General features: G+C 58.3%; 17 protein-coding genes. 15 read left to right on the top strand and 2 right to left on the bottom strand.

Annotated features, from left to right (window positions below; translation table 11 throughout):
• Positions 1-65: 65 nt before the first annotated feature.
• The 15 genes from mioC (at position 66) to glmU (ending at position 13847) form a co-directional block, all read left to right on the top strand.
• Positions 66-515 (top strand): FMN-binding protein MioC, encoded by a 450-nt coding sequence (gene mioC / locus VZC39_RS20810; protein ID WP_434664811.1) that lies wholly within the window; start codon positions 66-68, stop codon positions 513-515.
• A 507-nt stretch (positions 516-1022) separates the two neighbouring features.
• Entirely contained in the window at positions 1023-2912 is a 1890-nt protein-coding gene (gene mnmG / locus VZC39_RS20805) for a tRNA uridine-5-carboxymethylaminomethyl(34) synthesis enzyme MnmG (RefSeq protein ID WP_434664810.1), read from the top strand.
• A gap of 20 nt (positions 2913-2932) precedes the next feature.
• Positions 2933-3559 (top strand): 16S rRNA (guanine(527)-N(7))-methyltransferase RsmG, encoded by a 627-nt coding sequence (gene rsmG, locus VZC39_RS20800; RefSeq protein WP_434664808.1) that lies wholly within the window; start codon positions 2933-2935, stop codon positions 3557-3559.
• A 27-nt stretch (positions 3560-3586) separates the two neighbouring features.
• Positions 3587-4390 (top strand): ParA family protein, encoded by an 804-nt coding sequence (locus tag VZC39_RS20795; RefSeq protein ID WP_349920430.1) that lies wholly within the window; start codon positions 3587-3589, stop codon positions 4388-4390.
• Positions 4387-5295 (top strand): ParB/RepB/Spo0J family partition protein, encoded by a 909-nt coding sequence (locus VZC39_RS20790; protein ID WP_434664807.1) that lies wholly within the window; start codon positions 4387-4389, stop codon positions 5293-5295. Before VZC39_RS20795 ends, VZC39_RS20790 begins: the two co-directional genes overlap by 4 nt.
• Before the next feature lie 190 nt (positions 5296-5485).
• Positions 5486-5896, top strand: coding sequence for an ATP synthase subunit I (locus VZC39_RS20785; protein WP_349920428.1), 411 nt, complete (start codon positions 5486-5488; stop codon positions 5894-5896).
• 8 nt (positions 5897-5904) lie between these two features.
• On the top strand, positions 5905-6684 hold the full coding sequence (gene atpB / locus VZC39_RS20780) for a F0F1 ATP synthase subunit A (protein ID WP_349920427.1): 780 nt from the start codon (positions 5905-5907) through the stop codon (positions 6682-6684).
• A gap of 61 nt (positions 6685-6745) precedes the next feature.
• Positions 6746-6985 (top strand): F0F1 ATP synthase subunit C, encoded by a 240-nt coding sequence (gene atpE / locus VZC39_RS20775; protein ID WP_010672265.1) that lies wholly within the window; start codon positions 6746-6748, stop codon positions 6983-6985.
• A 54-nt stretch (positions 6986-7039) separates the two neighbouring features.
• Entirely contained in the window at positions 7040-7510 is a 471-nt protein-coding gene (gene atpF, locus VZC39_RS20770; RefSeq protein ID WP_139437153.1) for a F0F1 ATP synthase subunit B, read from the top strand.
• A gap of 13 nt (positions 7511-7523) precedes the next feature.
• A complete protein-coding gene (gene atpH / locus VZC39_RS20765) occupies positions 7524-8057 on the top strand; it encodes a F0F1 ATP synthase subunit delta (RefSeq protein ID WP_349920426.1) in 534 nt (177 codons plus the stop codon).
• Positions 8058-8072: 15 nt separating this feature from the next.
• Positions 8073-9614: a F0F1 ATP synthase subunit alpha gene (gene atpA / locus VZC39_RS20760; protein ID WP_349920425.1), complete on the top strand. Its 1542-nt coding sequence runs from the start codon at positions 8073-8075 to the stop codon at positions 9612-9614.
• A 42-nt stretch (positions 9615-9656) separates the two neighbouring features.
• Positions 9657-10523, top strand: coding sequence for a F0F1 ATP synthase subunit gamma (gene atpG, locus VZC39_RS20755; RefSeq protein ID WP_349920424.1), 867 nt, complete (start codon positions 9657-9659; stop codon positions 10521-10523).
• 33 nt (positions 10524-10556) lie between these two features.
• Positions 10557-11945 (top strand): F0F1 ATP synthase subunit beta, encoded by a 1389-nt coding sequence (gene atpD, locus VZC39_RS20750; RefSeq protein WP_349920423.1) that lies wholly within the window; start codon positions 10557-10559, stop codon positions 11943-11945.
• 18 nt (positions 11946-11963) lie between these two features.
• The gene (locus VZC39_RS20745) at positions 11964-12392 is read left to right on the top strand and encodes a F0F1 ATP synthase subunit epsilon (RefSeq protein ID WP_349920422.1); all 429 of its coding nucleotides are present in this window, start codon (positions 11964-11966) and stop codon (positions 12390-12392) included.
• A gap of 93 nt (positions 12393-12485) precedes the next feature.
• Positions 12486-13847 carry a bifunctional UDP-N-acetylglucosamine diphosphorylase/glucosamine-1-phosphate N-acetyltransferase GlmU gene (glmU, locus tag VZC39_RS20740; RefSeq protein WP_434664804.1) on the top strand — a complete coding sequence of 454 codons (1362 nt, stop codon included), beginning with the start codon at positions 12486-12488 and terminating at the stop codon, positions 13845-13847.
• A gap of 50 nt (positions 13848-13897) precedes the next feature.
• Here the strand turns inward: glmU and creD are convergent, their stop codons facing one another.
• Together creD and blaOXA are read right to left on the bottom strand one after the other, a co-directional pair.
• Positions 13898-15235 carry a cell envelope integrity protein CreD gene (gene creD / locus VZC39_RS20735; RefSeq protein WP_434664802.1) on the bottom strand — a complete coding sequence of 446 codons (1338 nt, stop codon included), beginning with the start codon at positions 15233-15235 and terminating at the stop codon, positions 13898-13900.
• Positions 15236-15358: 123 nt separating this feature from the next.
• On the bottom strand, positions 15359-16153 hold the full coding sequence (gene blaOXA / locus VZC39_RS20730; RefSeq protein WP_434668534.1) for a class D beta-lactamase: 795 nt from the start codon (positions 16151-16153) through the stop codon (positions 15359-15361).
• Positions 16154-16257 lie beyond the last annotated feature (104 nt).

The following is a 16257-nucleotide window of genomic DNA, read 5'->3' as shown; positions in this document are numbered from 1 at the left end:
TTATCCACATCCTTTGGCGTTAGAATCCCGGTTCCGCGTTTTCCGTATTATTCAGGATCCATTCCATGGCCAAACTCAATCTCGTCGTCGGCTCCATGCTGGGGGCCGCCGAATATGTCGCCGATCATGTTGCCAGTCTGCTGGAACAGGGCGGGCATCAATCCAGGATCCACAACCCGGCCAACCTGACCGATGTGCTGGCAGAGCCGGATGCGATCCTGCTGGTGATCACCTCCACCCATGGTGCCGGCGATGTCCCCGACAACCTGCAGCCCTTCGCCAAGGATCTTGCCGAGCAGCGACCGGATCTCGGTGGGGTGAAATATGGTGTCATTGCTCTGGGCGACAGCAGCTATGACACCTTCTGCCAGGGTGGCAAGACTCTGGATGGCCTGCTGAAAGAGTGTGGCGCCAACCGGATCGGGGATCGCCTCGAGATCGACGTGACCCAGCATGAAATTCCGGAAGATGCCGCCGAAGCCTGGATCCAGGACTGGATGGCATTGATCGCATAAATACGAGGGGGAGATCCGTCTCGTCACACCTGATCTCCCCGCTTATCCCCAGATCCCTATCCACCAGGTTATTAACAGCTCTGCCTGAACCGGGCTTTCTACCGGATCGAGAAATAAAACCGGATCGCCTGTGCATAACCATAGGGTTAAACGCTGAAAAACCTATAGTTATTCATGTATGAGATCCAATTCAGTTTCTGTTTGTGAATAAAACCTCTGGTTATCCCCCAGTTCAGGGGGCTGGGATCCAAGCTTTTCCACAAGCTGGGATCGGCTCTAACCAGATGATCTTTATGATCAAAAAGTGCTTATCAACAGAAACGGCGGATCCTAATAAAAGATCCAATAAAAGATCGATCTAAAGATCCTTAAGATCTATTTAGCGGATCCTTAATCCATACTGATCCCGAACTAGACGTTCCCCTCAGGATACGAAACGGATAGAATGATCCGCCCTCCAGACCAGGCAAACAAAGATCTTCAGGCGTGCAGATCAAGGTGATCCCAATGCAATACCATGAACAATTTGATGTGATCGTCGTCGGTGGCGGTCACGCAGGCACCGAAGCTGCCACAGCGGCCGCCCGTATGGGCCTTAATACACTGTTGCTGACTCACAACATCGATACCCTGGGACACATGTCTTGCAACCCGGCGATCGGCGGGATCGGTAAAGGACACCTGGTCAAGGAAGTTGACGCTCTCGGCGGGATCATGGCGCGAGCCATCGATCTTGGCGGGATCCAGTTCCGTACACTCAACTCCTCCAAGGGCCCGGCCGTACGCGCCACCCGTGCGCAGGCGGATCGTCTGCTTTACAAGGCCGTGGTACGCCAGACGCTGGAGAACTATCCGAACCTGAAGATCTTCCAGCAAGCCTGTGATGATCTCGTCATGGACGGGGATCGGGTTGCCGGCGTGGTCACCCAGAGCGGGATCCGCATCAGCGGCAAGACGGTGGTGCTCACCGTCGGCACCTTCCTGAATGGCTTGATCCATATCGGTATGGATAACTACAAAGGCGGCCGCGCCGGGGATCCTCCCTCGATCGCCCTGGCCCAGCGCCTGCGGGAAATGCCGCTGCGCATCGACAGACTCAAGACCGGCACGCCACCGCGCATCGATGCCCGCACCGTCGATTTTTCCGTCATGCAGCAGCAACACGGTGACAATCCCCGTCCCGTCTTCTCCTTCATCGGCGATGCCAGCCAGCACCCGCGTCAGGTCCCCTGCTACGTCACCCATACCAACGAGCAGACCCACGAGGTGATCCGCAACAATCTGGATCGCAGCCCCATGTACGCCGGGGTGATCGAGGGGATAGGCCCACGCTACTGCCCGTCCATCGAAGACAAGATCACCCGTTTTGCCGACAAGACGGCGCACCAGATCTTCGTGGAACCGGAGGGGCTGACTACCCACGAACTCTATCCGAACGGGATCTCCACCAGCCTGCCGTTCGACGTGCAGGTGCAGATCGTCCGTTCGATCCGCGGTTTCGAGAATGCTCACATCACTCGCCCTGGCTACGCCATCGAGTACGACTTCTTCGATCCCAGGGATCTCAAGGCGAACATGGAGAGCAAGTGCATCGAAAACCTGTTCTTCGCCGGCCAGATCAACGGTACCACGGGCTATGAAGAAGCGGCAGCCCAGGGTCTGATGGCCGGTCTCAACGCCGGTCTGCGCGCCCAGGGCAAGGAAGCCTGGCATCCACGCCGGGATCAGGCCTACATGGGCGTTATGATGGACGATCTCTCCACCCTGGGGACCCGCGAGCCGTATCGCATGTTCACCAGCCGCGCCGAATACAGGTTGCTGCTGCGGGAAGACAACGCCGACCTGCGTCTGACCGCGATCGGTCGCGAGCTGGGTCTGGTGGACGATGAGCGCTGGAGCAAGTTCAACGCCAAGATGGAACTGGTGGAGCAGGAGCGCCAGCGGATGCGTTCGACCTGGATCCACCCGCAGCATCCGTCGCTGGAAGCGGTCAATGCCCTGGTCAACACCCCGCTCACCCGCGAGCAGAGCCTGGAAGAGCTGCTGCGTCGTCCCGAGGTGACCTACGATGCGCTGATGGCCATCGATGGGGTGGGCCCGGCGCTGGCGGATCCTGCCGCAGCCGATCAGGTGGAGATCCAGATCAAATACGCCGGCTACATCGAGCGTCAGCACGACGAGGTGGAGAAGCAGCTTCGCAACGAGAACACCCTGTTGCCGCTGGACATGAACTACCGTGACGTGAACGGCCTCTCCAACGAGGTGATCGCCAAGCTCAACGATGCCAAGCCAGAGACCATAGGTCAGGCTTCCCGGATCTCCGGCATCACCCCGGCCGCCATCTCCATTCTGCTGGTTCACCTGAAAAAGCACGGTTTGCTGCGCAAAACCGCCTGAGGAATTCCCCGTTGGAAAACATGCTGGAAAGACTGAACGGCCTGCTCATGCAGGCCGGTATTGTTATCACTGATACCCAAAAGAGTCAGTTGGTTCGCCTGGTCGAGTTGCTGCACAAGTGGAACAAGGCTTACAATCTCACCTCGGTGCGCGAGCCGGACGCCATGCTGGTCAAGCACATTCTCGACAGCCTGGTGGTGAGTCCCCACCTCAAGGGTGAACGTTTCATCGATGTGGGCACGGGTCCCGGTCTGCCGGGACTGCCGCTCGCCATCATCAATCCTGACAAGCAGTTCGTGCTGCTCGACAGTCTGGGCAAGCGGATCAACTTCATCCGTCAGGTAATCCTGGAGCTGGGGCTGACCAATGTGACACCGGTCAAATCCCGGGTCGAGGAGTATCAGCCCGAGACCGGATTTGATGGGGTACTGAGCCGGGCCTTCGCCTCGCTGGAGGACATGCTGGGCTGGTGTCATCATCTGCCCTCGGCAGACGGCAGCTTCCTGGCGCTCAAGGGGCAATTCCCCGAGCAGGAGCTGGCCCAGTTGCCCGCCAGCATTCAACTGGTCGCCACCCACAAGCTGGTGGTGCCGGAGCTGGACGGTGAGCGCCATCTGCTGGAGTTTAAAGCCATTCAGCCCGAATAGGGCCGCCGCATTCATTTAGGGGATAGTGTGGGAAAAGTCATTGCCATAGCCAACCAGAAGGGTGGAGTGGGGAAAACCACCACCTGTGTGAATCTGGCCGCCTCCATGGCCGCTACCCGGCGCAAGGTGCTGGTGATCGATCTGGATCCGCAGGGCAATGCCACCATGGGCAGCGGGGTCGACAAGTACGAAGTCGAACGCACCGCCTATGAACTGCTGATCGACGATGCTCCCATCGGCGAGGTGATCATTCCCGAGACCTCGGGGGGCTATCACCTCATCGCCGCCAATGCCGATGTCACGGCGGCCGAAATCCGCCTGATGGAATTCTTTGCCCGCGAGATCCGCCTGCGCAACGCGCTGGCCTCGGTGCGGGACAAATACGACTACGTCTTCATCGATTGCCCCCCTTCCCTCAACATGCTGACCGTCAACGCAATGGCCGCCGCCGACTCCGTGCTGGTGCCCATGCAGTGCGAGTACTACGCGCTGGAAGGGCTCACCGCCCTGGTGGATACCATCAGCAAACTGGCCGCCGTGGTGAATCCCGAGCTGAAGATCGAGGGGGTGCTGCGCACCATGTTCGATCACCGCAACCGCCTGGCCAATGATGTGTCCGATCAGCTGAAACAGCATTTTGGTGACCGGGTCTATCGCACCATCATTCCTCGCAACGTGCGACTGGCTGAGGCGCCGAGCTTCGGTGCGCCGGCCATGCACTATGACAAATCATCGGTGGGGGCCAAGGCCTATCTGGCGCTGGCAGGCGAGATCCTGCGCCGCCAGGAGCAGGAGTGCCAGCCGATCACCGCAGACCGAGAGAGCCTATGACTCCGAAGAAACGTGGACTGGGCAAAGGACTGGATGCCCTGCTCAGCACCAGCACGGCCGCTCGCCAGAAACAGGTGATGAGCGATCAGCGTACCGAGCAGGCCATGGCCCCCACCAACCAGGGTGAGCTGCGCAAGCTGCCGGTGGAGTGGTTGCAGTCTGGCAAGTACCAGCCGCGAAAGGATATGTCGCAGGATGCGCTGGAGGATCTGGCCAACTCCATCCGGGCACAAGGGGTGATCCAACCCATCGTCGTCCGTTCCATCGGGGAGAACCGCTTCGAGATCATCGCCGGTGAACGGCGCTGGCGTGCTTCCCAGCTCGCCCGGCTCGAGGTCGTCCCCTGCCTGGTCAAGGACGTACCTGACGAAGCGGCGGTGGCCATCGCGCTGATTGAGAATATCCAGCGCGAAGACCTCAACGCCATCGAAGAGGCGGTTGCCCTGCAGCGGTTGCTGACCGAGTTTGAATTGACCCATCAGCAGGTCGCCGAGGCGGTGGGCAAGTCCCGCACCACGGTAACCAACCTGCTGCGGCTCAATCAGCTCAACGAAGACGTGAAGCGCTTCGTCGAGCACGGGGATCTCGACATGGGCCATGCCCGCGCCCTGTTGGCGCTGAGCGGTTCGGCCCAGTCCGAGCTGGCCAAACTGGTGGCCCAGAAGGGGCTGACCGTGCGAGATACCGAGAAACTGGTGCAAAAGACCCTGGAACCGGCAAAAACCAAGGTTGAGCCCGTCCGTGATCCTCAATTTGGTTACATCGAGCGCCAGATTTCAGAAAAAATTGGTAATCAGGTGCAACTTCAGCAGGGCAAGCAGGATAGCGGCAAGTTAGTAATAAGTTACGATAACTTAGCGGATTTGGACCGTATACTGTGCTATTTCGGCCTGTCAGAATCGTGATTTTTACGCTTTTTGTAGTAATAAAACATCCATTCCTTTCGTTATGAACATAACCTTAATTCTGCACGGAAAGCCGCAAAAATTAAGGATTTTTGCCGTGTTGCAATAGCTGTCTTCACGGGTATAATTTGACCGGCTTTTCGAGCTGTGAACGCGGGGTCTTCGGATCCCGATTTTTTACAGTTCTGTAATGTTCAGGGGTAGGTTGGTGAAACAGAAAAGAGCCTTGGAAGGTTTGACGCTAGCCATGGCTATGCTCGTTTGTCAGCTCATCCTGATCCTGGCGATCAGTACCGTCTGGTTTTATCTGGAGGGTCCGTTCGCCGGACAATCCTCTCTCTACGGAGGGGGGATGTACTGGGTTCCTCAGGCTCTGTTCACGCTCTGGGTTCTGCGCCGCAAGGTGACGAAGGAGAGTGTGGGTCTGGTGTTGGGGGACTTTTATGGTGGGGCAGGGATTAAGCTCGTTACTACAGCAGGACTTTTCGCCCTGGTGTTTGGCTCCGGGATCGAGGTCAACACAGTCTCGTTCTTCGCCACTTATATCCTCGCCCTCGTTGTACAGTGGATAGTTTCATTCACGCTTAACAACCACTATTAGGAAAACTCATGTCTGCAACCGGAGAAGTCCTGACTCCTCAGGGATATATCTCCCACCACCTGACCCATCTGCAAGTAGGGTCCGGGTTCTGGACGGTGAATATCGACTCAATGATATTTTCCGTCGTGCTAGGCGCCCTGTTTATCTGGTTGTTCCGCAGTGTGGCCGTCAAGGCTACCAGCGGTGTGCCCGGTAAGCTGCAGTGCTTTGTGGAGATGCTGGTCGAGTTTGTGAATGGTAACGTCAAAGACATCTTTCATGGTCGCAACAAGGTCATCGCACCTCTGGCCCTGACGGTGTTTGTGTGGATCTTCCTGATGAACCTGATGGATCTGATCCCCGTTGACTTTATCCCTCACGCTGCACAGTTGATGGGTGTTCCCTATCTGCGTGTGGTTCCCTCTGCTGACGTTAACATCACCATGTCCATGGCTTTGGGCGTGTTCTTCTTGATCCTGTATTACAGCATCAAGGTCAAGGGTATCAGCGGGTTCGTGAAGGAGCTGACGCTTCAGCCTTTCAACCACCCGGCTGCCATCCCGGTTAACTTCATCCTTGAAACCGTCACGTTGATTTCCAAGCCTGTTTCATTGGGTCTGCGACTGTTCGGCAACATGTATGCTGGCGAACTGATCTTTATCCTGATTGCGGGTTTGTTACCCTGGTGGTCACAGTGGATCCTGTCCGTGCCTTGGGCAATTTTCCACATCCTGATCATCACTTTGCAGGCGTTTATCTTCATGGTTCTGACCATCGTCTATCTGTCGATGGCGCAAGAAGACCATTGATGATGCAACTCAAATAATCCTTTTTATACAATCAATTACATCTAAATAAATGGAGATCCTCATGGAAAACTTGAACATGGACCTGCTGTACATCGCTGCTGCAATGATGATGGGTCTGGCGGCTATCGGCGCCTCCATCGGTATCGGTATCCTGGGTGGCAAGTTCCTGGAAGGTGCAGCTCGTCAGCCTGACCTGATCCCTGTTCTGCGTACCCAGTTCTTCATCGTGATGGGTCTGGTGGATGCGATCCCGATGATCGCCGTTGGTCTGGGTCTGTATGTGATGTTTGCGGTTGCCTAAGTCGTCGTAACGACTCACGCAGAACCCATTAACTAACTTAAGAGGACATCGGCTGTGAATATCAACGCCACCCTCCTCGGCCAAGCAGTTGCTTTTTTCATCTTCGTAGTATTTTGCATGAAGTACGTATGGCCGCCGCTGATCGCTGCCATCGAAGCCCGTCAGAAAGAAATCGCTGACGGCCTCTCTTCTGCAGAACGTGCCAAGAAAGATCTGGATTTGGCCAAGGCCAACGCCACCGATCAGCTGAAAGAAGCCAAGCTTCAGGCTGCCGAAATCATCGATCAGGCCAACAAACGCAAGGCCCAGATCATCGATGAGGCCGCTGTTGGAGCCCAAGCTGAGCGGGAAAAAATCCTGGCTCAGGGCCGTGCAGAGATCGAAGCTGAACGTCATCGTGCCAAAGAAGAACTGCGCAAGCAGGTTGCTGCTCTTGCCATCGCGGGTGCAGAGAAGATCCTGGCACGCCAAATCGACCAGGCTGCCAACAGCGACATCGTCGACAAACTGGTAGCAGAACTGTAACGGGAACGGGGCTATGTCTGAACTGACTACAATCGCTCGCCCCTACGCCAAGGCTGCTTTCGAGTTTGCCGTTGAGCACAAGGCGGTTGACCAGTGGCTGGGGATGCTCGGCTTCGCTGCGGAAGTAGTGAAGAACGAGACCATCCACAACCTGGTAAACGGCTCTGTAGCTGCCGAAGAGCTTGCAAAACTGTTTGTGAGCGTCTGCGGTGAGCAGCTCGACGAGCATGGTCAGAACCTGATCCGGGTGATGGCCGAGAATGGTCGCTTGGGTGTGCTGCCGGCGGTCGTTGCTGAATTTGTAGCGCTCAAGGCTGAACTGGACAAAGAAGTTCAGGCTGACGTGATTTCGGCGATCGAACTGACCGACCAGCAGAAAGCCAATATTCAGGCTTCTCTGGAACAACGTCTCGCGCGCAAAGTGAAGCTGAATTGCAGCACCGATGCGTCCTTGATGGCCGGGGTGCTCATCAAGGCCGGTGATCTGGTTATCGACGGTACTGTCCGCGGTAAGCTGGATCGCATGGCCGATGCGCTGCAATCTTGATTGGGGTATTAGAGCATGCAACTGAATTCCACTGAAATCGCCGAGCTGATCAAGCAGCGCATTGCGCAGTTTGATGTCAAGAGCGAAGCGCGTAACGAAGGTACCATCGTCTCCGTAAGTGACGGTATCATTCGTATCCACGGCCTGGCCGATGCCATGCAAGGTGAGATGATCGAGCTGCCGGGCAACCGCTACGCTCTGGCATTGAACCTGGAGCGTGACTCCGTTGGTGCCGTAGTAATGGGTCCCTATGCCAACCTGGCGGAAGGGATGAAAGTCAAAGGAACTGGCCGCATTCTGGAAGTGCCGGTCGGTCGTGGTCTGTTGGGCCGGGTGGTCAACACCCTGGGTCAGCCGATCGACGGTAAAGGCCCGGTCGACAACGATGGCTTCTCGCCGATCGAAGTCATCGCACCTGGCGTTATCGAGCGTAAGTCTGTTGACCAGCCAGTCCAGACCGGCCTGAAAGCCATCGATGCCATGATCCCAATCGGTCGTGGCCAGCGTGAGCTGATCATCGGTGACCGTCAGGTTGGTAAGACCGCCATCGCGATCGACACCATCATCAACCAGAAAGACTCCGGCATTAAGTGTGTCTACGTTGCGATTGGCCAGAAGGCCTCCACCATCGCCAACGTAGTGCGCAAGCTGGAAGAGCACGGCGCCCTGGCCAACACCGTCGTGGTGGTTGCCTCTGCGTCTGAAGCGGCTGCCCTGCAGTACCTGGCTCCTTACGCCGGCTGCTCCATGGGTGAGTACTTCCGTGACCGCGGTGAAGATGCACTGATCATCTATGACGACCTGTCCAAGCAGGCTGTTGCCTATCGCCAGATCTCCCTGCTGCTGCGCCGTCCGCCTGGACGTGAAGCTTACCCGGGCGACGTCTTCTATCTGCACTCCCGTCTGCTGGAGCGTGCTGCTCGTGTCAACGCCGAGTACGTAGAGAAGTTCACCAATGGCGAAGTGAAAGGCCAGACCGGTTCCCTGACCGCCCTGCCGATCATCGAAACCCAGGCCGGTGACGTGTCAGCGTTCGTTCCGACCAACGTGATCTCCATCACCGATGGTCAGATCTTCCTGACCTCCCAGCTGTTCAACTCCGGTATTCGTCCGGCGGTTGACCCGGGTATCTCCGTATCCCGTGTGGGCGGTGCCGCTCAGACCAAGATCGTGAAGAAACTGTCCGGTGGTATTCGTACCGCACTGGCTCAGTATCGTGAGCTGGCGGCTTTCGCCCAGTTCTCTTCCGACCTGGACGACGCGACTCGCAAGCAGCTGGATCACGGTCAGAAAGTAACCGAGCTGATGAAGCAGAAGCAGTACTCCCCGATGAGCGTAGCTCAGCAGGCACTGGTGCTGTTCGCTGCCGAGAAGGGTTATCTCGCCGATGTCGAACTGAACAAGATCGTCGACTTCGAAGCCGCTCTGCTCTCTTACGCCAATACCCAGCATGGTTCGCTGATGGCTGACATCAATGCCAAGGCCGACTACAACGACGAGATCGTTGGCAAGCTGACTGCGTTGCTGGATGACTTCAAGGCAACCCAGACCTGGTAAGCGTGTGTGGCAGCGCAAGCTGCCACCTGATGGAGAGAAGAGATGGCCGGCGCAAAAGAGATACGTAACAAGATCGGGAGTGTGAAGAACACTCAGAAGATCACCAGCGCTATGGAAATGGTGGCAGCAAGCAAGATGCGCCGTGCGCAGGAACGCATGTCTGCCAGCCGTCCGTACGCTGAAACCATGCGCAAGGTGATCGGCCATATCGCTCAGGGGAACTTGGAATACAAGCACCCCTACCTCATCGAACGTGAGGTCAAGCGAGTGGGTTACATCGTCGTCTCCACCGACCGTGGCCTGTGTGGCGGTTTGAACATCAACCTGTTCAAGGCTGCCCTCAACGATATGAAGCAATGGAGCGCGAAAGGTGCCCAGGTTGACCTGGCACTGATCGGTAACAAGGCCTCCAGCTTCTTTGAGCGGCACGGCGCCAAGGTGAAAGCCCATGTCTCCGGACTGGGTGACAGCCCGAGCGTCAATGACCTGATTGGTTCAGTCAAGGTCATGCTGAAGGCTTACGACAACGGTGAGATTGACAGGCTGTACCTGGTGTACAACAAGTTCGTCAACACCATGGTTCAGCAACCAAAAGTCGATCAACTGCTGCCTTTGCCCGTAACTGAAGACAGCAAACTGAACAAGAAGAACCACTGGGATTACCTCTATGAGCCGGATCCCAAGCAACTGCTGGATGCCCTGCTGATTCGCTACGTCGAGTCCCAGGTCTACCAGGGTGTGGTAGAAAACTTGGCCAGTGAACAGGCAGCCCGAATGGTTGCCATGCAAGCCGCGACTGACAACGCCGGTAACCTGATTAACGATCTGCAACTGGTGTACAACAAGGCCCGTCAGGCCAGTATTACCCAGGAATTGACAGAGATCGTATCCGGTGCTGCTGCGGTGTAAGGCAAGGGTTATCAAAGGTTTAGAGGATTTGACATGAGTAACGGTTTCATCGTCCAAATCATCGGCGCTGTAGTGGACATCGAGTTCCCGCAAGACGCCGTGCCCCAGGTGTACGATGCACTGAAAGTCATCAGCGAAGGCCAAGGCCAGGGTCTGGTACTGGAAGTTCAGCAACAGATCGGCGGCGGCGTCGTTCGTTGCATCACCATGGGTTCCTCCGACGGTCTGCGTCGTGGGTTGGAAGTAGTTAACAGCGGCAAGGCCATCCAGGTACCGGTCGGTACCTCGACCCTGGGTCGTATCATGAACGTACTGGGCGACCCCATCGATGAGAAGGGTCCGATCGGCGAAGAAGAGCGTTGGTCCATCCACCGCGAAGCCCCCAGCTACGAAGATCAGTCCAACAGCACCGAGCTGCTGGAGACCGGCATCAAGGTTATCGACCTGGTATGTCCGTTCGCCAAGGGTGGTAAGGTCGGTCTGTTCGGTGGTGCCGGTGTAGGCAAGACCGTCAACATGATGGAGCTGATCCGTAACATCGCCATCGAGCACAGCGGTTATTCCGTGTTCGCCGGTGTGGGTGAGCGTACCCGTGAGGGTAACGACTTCTACCACGAGATGATGGAGTCCAACGTACTGGACAAAGTATCTCTGGTTTACGGTCAGATGAACGAGCCGCCCGGAAACCGTCTGCGCGTGGCGCTGACCGGTCTGACCATGGCCGAGAAGTTCCGTGACGAAGGTCGTGACGTACTGTTCTTCGTGGACAACATCTACCGTTACACCCTGGCCGGTACTGAAGTATCCGCACTGCTGGGCCGTATGCCCTCCGCAGTAGGTTACCAGCCGACCCTGGCCGAGGAGATGGGTGTTCTGCAGGAACGTATCACCTCCACCCGGACCGGTTCCATCACCTCCGTACAGGCCGTTTACGTCCCTGCGGATGACTTGACCGACCCGTCTCCGGCGACCACCTTCGCCCACCTGGATGCGACCGTCGTACTGTCCCGTCAGATCGCGGCACTGGGTATCTACCCGGCCGTTGACCCGCTGGATTCCACCTCCCGTCAGCTGGATCCGCTGGTGGTAGGCAAGGAGCACTACGAGACCGCTCGTGGTGTCCAGACCGTACTGCAGCGCTACAAGGAGCTGAAGGACATCATCGCCATCCTGGGTATGGATGAACTGTCAGAGGAAGACAAACTGACCGTAGCCCGTGCCCGTAAGATCGAGCGTTTCCTGTCCCAGCCGTTCTTCGTGGCTGAAGTATTTACCGGTTCTTCTGGCAAATACGTGCCGCTGAAAGAGACCATTCGTGGTTTCCAGGGCATCCTGAAAGGCGAGTACGACGATCTGCCCGAGCAGGCGTTTTACATGGTTGGCAGCATCGACGAAGTCGTCGAGAAATCCAAGAAACTGTAAGCCTCGATAGGAGGGCCCATGGCTGAGATGATCTCCTTTCACCTGGATGTGGTGAGCGCCGAAGGGAAACTGTTTTCCGGTAGGGTGCAATCTGCTCAGGTATCAGGCTCCGAAGGTGAGCTGGGTCTCCGCCACGGTCATGCTCCGCTGCTGACTGCCATCAAGCCGGGCCTGGTCCGCTTGATCAAGCAAAATGGTAGCGAAGAGGTGCTGTACATCTCCGGCGGCATGCTGGAAGTACAACCCGAAGCCGTGACCGTGCTGGCCGATACCGCCATTCGTGCCAACGACTTGGATGAGGCGAAAGCCCAGGAAGCCAAGCGTCGTGCCGAAGAGCGGATCAACAGCTCCCATGGTGATATCGACTACGCTCAGGCATCTGCCGAGCTGGCGAAAGCGATGGCCCAGTTGCGGGTTATCGATATCGTCAAAAAGAATTACCGCTAAGGGCGGTGATGCAAAAAGCGACCTTCGGGTCGCTTTTTTTTTGCCCGTTGGATAGACTCCGCCCAGCATTTCCTCATGTTTCAAAGGCTGGCTATGTCTCTCAACGTCGTGATCCTGGCTGCGGGTAAAGGTACTCGTATGCGTTCTGTCCTCCCCAAGGTGCTGCACCCCGTCGCCAACAAGCCCATGGTCTCCCATGTCATCGAGACCGCGCGCCAGATTGGTGCCGAGCAACTGCACCTGGTCTACGGCCACGGTGCCGAGCTGCTCAAGGAGCGGATCGCCGCGCCGGATCTGAACTGGGTGCTGCAGGCGCAGCAGCTCGGGACCGGCCACGCCGTCGCCCAGGCCATCCCGTTCTGGCAGGATGAAGACGACGTGCTGGTGCTCTATGGCGACACCCCGCTGATCCAGCCAGAGACGCTGCAGCGTCTGCTGGCCGCCAAGGCTGACGACGGCATGGCCCTGCTGACCGTGGTGCTGGATAACCCCACCGGCTATGGCCGCATCGTGCGGGAAAACGGCCAGGTGGTCGGCATCGTCGAGCAGAAGGATGCCAACCCCGAGCAGCTTGCCATCCGCGAGGTGAATACCGGTGTGCTGGTGGCCAAGGGCGCGCAACTGCGCAGCTGGCTCTCCCGGCTGGACAACAAGAATGCCCAGGGAGAGTTCTACCTCACCGACATCATTGCCATGGCCCACGGCGATGGCTGCCCCATTGCCGCCGTCCACCCGGACAACGCCATGGAAGTGGAAGGGGCCAACAACCGGGTGCAACTGGCCCAGCTCGAGCGCAGCTACCAGCAGATGCAGGCCGAGCGCCTGATGATTGCCGGTGCCACCCTGATCGATCCGGCCCGTTTCGATCTGCGCGGTACCCTCGAGATCGGGGAAGAAGTGGTGATCGACGTGAACGTCATCATCGAGGGCAAGGTGAAGCTCGGCAACCACGTGCACATCGGTGCCGGCAGTGTGCTCAAGGATTGCGAGATTGGCGATCACAGCGAGGTGAAGCCTTACTCCGTCATCGAAGGGGCTCTGGTGGCGGATCAGTGCTCCGTCGGCCCCTTCGCCCGTCTGCGCCCCGGCGCCGTGCTGGAGCAGGATGCCCATGTCGGCAACTTCGTCGAGATGAAGAAGGCCCGGCTCGGGGTGGGCTCCAAGTGTGGTCACCTGACCTATCTGGGGGATGCCGAGGTTGGCGCCAAGGTGAACATCGGTGCCGGCACCATCACCTGCAATTACGATGGAGTGAACAAGTTCCAGACCATCATCGAGGATGACGTCTTCGTCGGCTCCGATACCCAGCTGGTGGCGCCGGTGCGCATCGGCAAGGGGGCGACCCTGGGGGCGGGTTCCACCATCACCAAGGATGTGGCCGAGAATGAGCTGGTCATCACCCGGGTGCCCCAGCGTCACATCAAGAACTGGGCTCGCCCGGTGAAGAAGAAGTGATGCCCGATCAATGAAATAACAGCGGCGCCCTTGGGCGCCGCTGTTATTTGTCAGGGCTGCGGAGGGCGCTCCGTCAGCTGGTACCAGTCGAGCTTGCGGGTCAGCACCATGATCAGCGCCAGTACGGCAAACAGCAGCAGGGCTCCGAGCAGCAGAGCTATCTCTTCCGCCTGCAATAATCCGAACAATATGCTGTAAACCAGCCCCAACAGCACTGCGAATCCCAGCCCCTGCCGGGCTCCCCCCAGCACATGACTGAGATAAAAGCCGTTGAGGGCGACGCTGGCCAGGGCGGCGGCCAGATAGGCCCAGCCAAAGCCGATATGTTCGGTCAGTGCCAGCAGCACCAGGTAGAAGACGACCAGTCCCATGCCCACCAGGGCGTACTGGATCGGATGCACTCTGAGCCCCTTGAGCAGCTCGAACATGAAGAAGCTGAGGAAGGTGAGGCCGATGAACAGCAGCGCATACTTGGCCGCCCGCTCGTTCAGTTGATAGTGATCCACCGGCTGCACCAGGCTGACGCTGAAACTCGGCAGCTTGCCTCCCGATCCCTCCATCAGACGGTTGAAGCGGCTCTCCATGTCGGTGGCGAACCAGCTGGTCTGCCAGCTGGCCTCGAATCCCTGCTGACCGAGGGATCGTTTGCCCGGCAAGAAGTCACCGATGAAATTCGGATGCGGCCAGTTGCCGCTCAGGTTGAATTGGCTGTCCTGACCCAGGGGCACGACGTCCAGCGCATTCATTCCCTGCAGATCCAGCTCGATATGAAAGCGGCCGTTTCCGGTGGGCAGCGCCGCGAGCGGGGCATGGATGCCTGCCATGGTGCCTCCCAGCTGGGCGCCGGGGGCGAAGGGGATGCGCGCCTCTCCCAGTTGCAGTTTGGGGACGCTGTTGATGCCGCGGGCATCGGACAGCACCAGGCTGAGGTAGGGCCTGCCCGGGATCAGGCTGGGGTCGGATCCGTCGCGCGTTTCCTGGGTGCTGCTGACCAGCGGCTTGTCGTCGAGAGCCGTGGGCAGATTGCCGGAGAGGGAGAGCCGGGTCTGATACACCTGCGCCTGATAGATGCCGAGCTTGCGCGGGGTGACTTCCATGCTGGCCCGCACCTCCAGCTGCTCCGGCAGCAGATAACGATAGACCTGCTCGGTACGCACGAAGCGCTTGCCATCCTGCTCGACGGTGACGGATCGGGTATAGGGTTGCACCAGCACAGGCCCTATCAGTCGTTGCGGCCCGCTGCTGCTGGCCATGATGCTGTGGATGGCCTGGCTGCGATAGGCCTGCCGCTCCCGGTTCAGCTCCATGATGGAATGTACCGGGACCATCAGCAGCAGGCTGAGCAACAGCAGCATGACGACCTTGTGGGTGAGTATTTGTTTGACCATGACGCCTCTCCTTGTTGATAAGGGGCATGGTGACTGGTCTGGGTGAAGGGGGAATGAGGTTCTGTGAAGTCAGGGTGAAGGGGGATAAAAAAACCGGCGCCTGGCGCCGGTTCATGCATCCCATTACATCTGTTTCAGCCGTGCAGGGAGGGCGGCAAAGACCTCGTCCCTGGCCCTGAGGGAGGCGAACTGCTTGCCCGGCTTCTGGATGACGGTATGGACGAAGATGAGCTTCTTGTCCTGTTTGCTGGCCCAGCCGACGAACCAGCCGATCTGCTGCTCCCGGTTGAGAGTTCCATCCAGCAACTTGGGGTAGCCCATGCCGGTCTTGCCGTGGATCTGCCAGCCATCGATGTCCGGCTGACGCATGAGGGTGCCGGTGTGTGCCAGGGTCTGGGCGGAGACCGGCAGCTTGCCATTCACCATCCTGCCGAGGAAGCGGGCCTGCTCTTCCGGGCTGATGGCGAGGCTGGCGCTGAGCCAGGCCTGGGTCAGGCCATCGTGTTTGCCCGGGTTGCCGGAAAGATCCCGGTTGCCGTAGTCGAAGGCATCCACATAGTGCTGCAGGCGCGCCATCCCCAGCCACTCGGTGAGGCGTTGGGAGTACCAGATGACGGAGTATTGCATCCAGCGGCTCGGGGTGGTGGTCTCCCGCCACTCTGGCAGAAAGTCGGCATCCCCCGGTTTGAACGGCAGGGCGGGCAGTTGTTCATCCACCAGGAAGCCGCTGTCATACCCCATCAGTGCCAGCGGGATCTTGAAGGTGGAGGCGGGGGGCAGCTGGCTGGCGCAGTCCCCCTCTTTGCTGGTGGGCTTGCCGTTGCCGTCGGCAAACAGCATGCAGCCCGAGGCGGCGCTGGCGGGCAGGGCGAAGAAGAGGCCGGCGGCAAACAGGCCGGATAACAGCAGACGGGACATGGCAATCTCCTTGAGGCACAAGAGCACCCCCATGGTGGCTCCTGTAATGAAGGGGCAGCTTAGCCCCGCTCTGTGTGCTCAATATGAAGTCTGGTCCTGAGTGA

Source organism: Aeromonas sp. NJAU223, from assembly GCF_051125555.1.
Classification (GTDB): Bacteria; Pseudomonadota; Gammaproteobacteria; order Enterobacterales; family Aeromonadaceae; genus Aeromonas; species Aeromonas veronii_G.
The sequence above is the reverse complement of the archived record's forward strand: the minus strand, read 5'-3'. Positions and strand labels throughout refer to the sequence as shown.